Raw genomic sequence first — 4,776 nt, forward strand, 5'->3', positions numbered from 1 at the left:
TTTTCGGAGGTCGTGGAATTGTCGTGGAAATTGGCGTAAAGGTTGTGTTTACGCTGGGCAATGGGGTGTTTGTCGCGGGTTCGAATCCTGCTGGGGGCACGCAGGTCAGGGACACTTTTTGGGGTTTTATTAAGCCTCGGAAAGTGGCCTTTGGGCACAATTTGGACACACTTTTATGGACATCACCCTCGCGACTTTTGACCACGCTCCACAATCCGCGCTGCGCGGAATGCGCTTCAGCAATGCCTGGGGGACGTCACCAAGCTATGCGGAGTCACGCCGCGGAGTGCTCACCGGGCAGTACCCGCAGCGCGGAGCCACAACGCGCATCACGGACATTTTTGCGGCAGCTGGCTTCGAGGTTCGGGAGGATACCCGCCCCGCATCGTCACGGGTCTTTCGGCTTCTTGAGCAACCAGACCCCCACGTGTTGGATGATCTCGATGGCGTCGTAGCGGTGTGTTCCCTGCAGGAGGATAAGGCCGCGATGTCTCTCCTGTGGCCCGGGGTTGCAGAGTCCGGGGAGTGCACTGAGCTTGTCTCCCCGCTCGACCTAGCTCCTACCCTCGCGGCGATCGCGGGGCTTGATGTGCGCCCCAACGCGCCCTTGTCATTCGACGGGCTCAATTTGGTGCCGGTCCTCCGCTATGGCGCTTCCGGGCACGGGGCTCTCTTCTTCGACTACGGCGTACGCATGCAGGACGCCACGCTTGTCGACGGCACCGCAACCCCACCCAGCGCCCTGCCGCGTCTGCGTGATGAGTGGGAAACGTGGAAGCGCTTCATGGCGATGGGCCCGCTGCAGTAATTTGTAGAAACTAAACTACCGATTACTCCACTGGAATGACGACCCAGAGGATGAGGTAGAGCAGAATTCCTGAGAAGCCCAGCAGCGTGGCAACAACGAAGAGGATTCGCACCAAGGTCGGGTCGAGGTTGTAGGTCTGTGCGATGCCGCCGCACACGCCTCCGAGCATCGTGTCAGTTGTGGAACGGGTCAAACGTTGGTTGTTCATGATGTCTCCTTTCACTGTCCATTATCCAGAGTTGGGCCGAAGGGTTCATCGGTGTTTACCCTGATTTAGACCCTGATTGCTCTACGCTGGGTGGAAACTTCCCACCCTGAGAGAAAGGACGCCGTTTCATGGCTCACTCCCCCGGGCTGCCCGCCCCTACCCGCTCCTCGTATGCGCTGCTGACCGGCGCTAGCCAGGGCATTGGCGCTGCGATGGCCAAGGACCTAGCCGCCCGTGGCTACAACGTCATTCTCGTTGCCCGCCGCGAAGACGTCCTTGAATCCATCGCCGCGGACCTGCGCTCGCGCCACGAGGTGGACGCCATCGCGCTGGCAGCGGACCTCTCCGAGGCCGCAGACGTGAACCGCGTCATCGAGTTCATGGCGGGCAAGGAAATCTCCATCATCGTCAACTCGGCGGGCATCGCCAGCTTTGGCAAGTTCATGGAGCAGGACTGGGATTATGAAACCCGGCAGTTCGACCTCAATGCAAAGGCCGTTCACCGCCTGACGCGCGCCGCCCTTGAGCAGATGCTGCCGCGACGCAGCGGCGCTATCTGCAACGTGGGATCGGCCGCGGGCAACGTCTCCATCCCGAACAACGCCACCTACGTGTTCACCAAGGCAGGTGTTAACGCGTTCACGGAGGCCCTGCACTACGAGCTCAAGGGCTCCGGCGTAACCTGCACGCTGCTTGCCCCCGGCCCGGTGCGCGATGCCGTCATCCCCGAAGAAGAGCAATCCATCGTGGACAAGGTAGTCCCGGATTTCTTGTGGACCACCTATGAGTCCTGCTCCGAAGAGACCCTGGAGGCCATGGCCCGCAACCAGCGCCGCGTGGTTCCTGGGCCGCTATCAAAAGCAATGAACGCGTTGGGCAAGATTGTGCCCACCCCAATTGCTGCACCGCTTATCGGCAGCTTCTATTCCAAGATGGCCTAGGACATAAAAATGCCCGCTCTCCCCCGTGGAGAGCGGGCATTGCTTTACTTGCCTTGGAGCGGCGATTGCTCCGCGATAGCCTTCTGAGCGGCCTCCTCCCGGGCGAGCTTGCGCTCTACCCAGAACTCGGCGTTCTTGATGCCCAACGCTTCTGGGTCAAATTGCGGGTCCTTGCCAGCTGCCTTCTGTGCGCTGTAATCCTTGAGGCACTTGAGGGCCGGGACCTGGAGGAAGAGGATGGCGATGATGTTGAGCCACGCGGTCGCGCCAACGCCGATATCGCCCAGCGCCCAGGCAGCACCCGGAGTCGTCGTTGCGCCAACAACCACGGACACCACGAGGAGAATGCGCAGGAGCCACACCAACGCGCGGCGGGCGGTCTTGTTGCTAATCCAGCGGTTGAAATAGGTCAGGTTGACCTCCGCCATGTAGTAGTACGCCAGAACGGTGGTAAAGGCGAAGAAGGCAATAGCGATGGCAATGAAGCTCGGGCCGAAACCTGCCAACAGGGTGTCCAGACCGTGCTGGACAAAGCCCGGACCGACCTCGACCCCATCCGGGATTGCACCGGCGTAGCGCACTGGGCCATCCTCCGACTCGCCTTCGAAGACCTTGTACATGTCGGTAGAGATGATGATGAATGCGGTAGCAGAGCACACGAAGAGGGTGTCAATGTAGACCGCGAAGGCCTGCACGAAGCCCTGCTTGGCTGGGTGGGATACCTCCGCAGCTGCGGCAGATTGTGGGCCGGTACCTTGGCCTGCCTCGTTGGAGTAGATACCGCGCTTCACGCCCCACATGATGGCCGAGCCCAATAGGCCGGAGAAAGCCTGCTCCGCGCCGAAAGCGGACTTAAAGATCATGCCGAAGACCTCGGGGATCTGGTTGAAGTTCATGATCAGGATGATGATGGCAAAAAGGATATAGGCGCCGGCCATGAACGGGACCACGAGGGAGGCGAAGTTAGCGATGCGCTTCACGCCACCAATAATGATGATGGCGAGAATTCCGCCCAGAATCACGGCAGACCAACCGACCTCAACACCCCAAGCGTTCTGTACGGCCGCAGCCACGCCGTTAGCCTGAATGCCGGGCAGGAAGTAGCTGGTGGCAAGGATCATCGCAATAGCGAAGACGATTCCATAGACCACCATGAAAGGACCGGCCTTGGTGTGCTTATAGGCCTTCTCGATGTAATAAGCCGGACCACCGCGGTATTCGTCGGTGTCTTGGTCCTTCTCCTTATAAACCTGCGCCAAGGTACATTCCACGAAAGAGGTTGCGGAACCCAGCAGAGCCACCGCCCACATCCAGAACACAGCACCTGGGCCGCCGAAAGCGATCGCGGTTGCAACGCCCGAGATGTTTCCCACGCCAACGCGGCCCGCCAGGGAAATCATCAGCGATTGGAAGGACGAGACACCTGAATCGGAGCTTTCGCCGTCCTTCAGCTGCTTAATCATGTCCGGAATGCAGCGCACCTGTAAGAACTTGGTGGCCAGGGTGAAATAAATTCCCGCGCCGAGGCACAGGAAGACTAATGCTGGTGACCAAATTAATGAGTTGAGAGTGTCAAGAAAGGCTGACATCGGTAGGTTTCCGTCCTTCGATATATGTGAGTGCCATCACTTTAAAGGCTGACCTAATAATGTCCCATCTCCCAAGGGTTTGGTGAGAGAAATCATGAAAAAGTTCAAGAAGCCCTCGACACTGCCCCTCAATGGCAACCAGAAAACCCCAGCACACCTCGAATAAAAAGGCACCTTCCACAACGAGACCCCTCCTCACCCCCATTTACCCCCATCTCAGCCGACTAGGGCACCTCCCAAACCATGACCGAAGAGAAACTATGGTGGAAGCCATGAGTGATATTCCCGCCAAAAATGACCGCCTCGTCTGGATCGACTTGGAGATGACCGGACTTGAACCGCAGCGCCACGTAATCGTGGAAGTCGCCGCCGTCATCACGGACGCCGAATTAAACATCCTCGACGAGGGCCTCGACCTCGTCGTGCACGCTACAGAGGAAGAACTGGCGGAGATGGATGACTTCGTCACCGAGATGCATGCGAAGTCCGGTCTCGACAAGGAAATCCGGGAATCCACGATCACAATCGAAGAGGCAGAGGAGGCGGTACTGAAGCTCGTCGAGAAGCACTGCGACGCCAACCACCCTGCTCCCCTTGCAGGCAATTCCATCGCCACGGACCGCACCTTCATTCGCGAATACATGCCGCGCCTGGACGCCGCGCTGCACTACCGAATGATTGACGTTTCCACGATTAAGGAACTAGCACGCCGCTGGCACCCGCGGGCATACTACAACCAGCCACAAAAGGGCATGGCACACCGAGCCCTGCAAGACATTATTGAGTCCATTCGAGAGCTCGACTTCTACCGCCGCAGCGTATTCCGCACGGACGACGGCCCCTCCACCGCGGAAGCGGAGGATCTTAAGGCTGCCACTACCGATGATTACCAGGCGTTTTTGTAAATTCAACGAGGTGAGTTAACCTGTATCTCGTTGCTTTCAGGCAACGATGGTGGCTGTAGTTCAGCTGGTAGAGCACCAGGTTGTGATCCTGGGTGTCGCGGGTTCGAGCCCCGTCAGCCACCCCGAAAATACCCCCTGACCTTGGGAAGCAAGGTGAGGGGGTTTCTTATTTGGGGGTTAACGATCAAAATGTCCCTTAACCGGGGCTTAAGGGTCAAAATGTGTGTCTGACTCGGCGTGTCGTCGGGGCTAGATTTGGCCGCTTCCAGGCCGGATGACTGGGCGTAGACGGTGTGGCTTAAGGGACATTTCGTGTGGATTTGCG

General features: G+C 58.6%; 5 protein-coding genes and 1 tRNA gene. 4 read left to right on the forward strand and 2 right to left on the reverse strand.

Features of this window, described 5'->3' with window-relative positions:
• The first annotated feature begins 175 nt into the window (after positions 1–175).
• Positions 176–808: a hypothetical protein gene (locus HMPREF2604_RS05325; RefSeq protein WP_070531532.1), complete on the forward strand. Its 633-nt coding sequence runs from the start codon at positions 176–178 to the stop codon at positions 806–808.
• Positions 809–830: 22 nt separating this feature from the next.
• Here the strand turns inward: HMPREF2604_RS05325 and HMPREF2604_RS05330 are convergent, their stop codons facing one another.
• On the reverse strand, positions 831–1,016 hold the full coding sequence (locus HMPREF2604_RS05330; protein ID WP_010191177.1) for a PspC domain-containing protein: 186 nt from the start codon (positions 1,014–1,016) through the stop codon (positions 831–833).
• Positions 1,017–1,144: 128 nt separating this feature from the next.
• On the opposite strand from HMPREF2604_RS05330, the gene cmrA reads away from it, so the two are divergent.
• Positions 1,145–1,957 carry a mycolate reductase gene (gene cmrA / locus HMPREF2604_RS05335; RefSeq protein WP_070531534.1) on the forward strand — a complete coding sequence of 271 codons (813 nt, stop codon included), beginning with the start codon at positions 1,145–1,147 and terminating at the stop codon, positions 1,955–1,957.
• Positions 1,958–2,001: 44 nt separating this feature from the next.
• On the opposite strand, the gene HMPREF2604_RS05340 is transcribed toward cmrA, so the two are convergent.
• Complete coding sequence (locus HMPREF2604_RS05340; protein ID WP_070561394.1) at positions 2,002–3,546, reverse strand: alanine/glycine:cation symporter family protein; 1,545 nt, start codon at positions 3,544–3,546, stop codon at positions 2,002–2,004.
• Between the two features lie 272 nt (positions 3,547–3,818).
• Between HMPREF2604_RS05340 and orn the strand changes: the two genes are divergently transcribed.
• Together orn and HMPREF2604_RS05350 are read left to right on the forward strand one after the other, a co-directional pair.
• Positions 3,819–4,451 carry an oligoribonuclease gene (gene orn / locus HMPREF2604_RS05345; protein ID WP_070522488.1) on the forward strand — a complete coding sequence of 211 codons (633 nt, stop codon included), beginning with the start codon at positions 3,819–3,821 and terminating at the stop codon, positions 4,449–4,451.
• A 49-nt stretch (positions 4,452–4,500) separates the two neighbouring features.
• A tRNA-His gene (locus tag HMPREF2604_RS05350) sits at positions 4,501–4,573 on the forward strand.
• The last annotated feature ends 203 nt before the right edge of the window (positions 4,574–4,776 follow it).

Source organism: Corynebacterium sp. HMSC055A01 (genome assembly GCF_001809405.1).
Classification (GTDB): Bacteria; Actinomycetota; Actinomycetes; order Mycobacteriales; family Mycobacteriaceae; genus Corynebacterium; species Corynebacterium hesseae.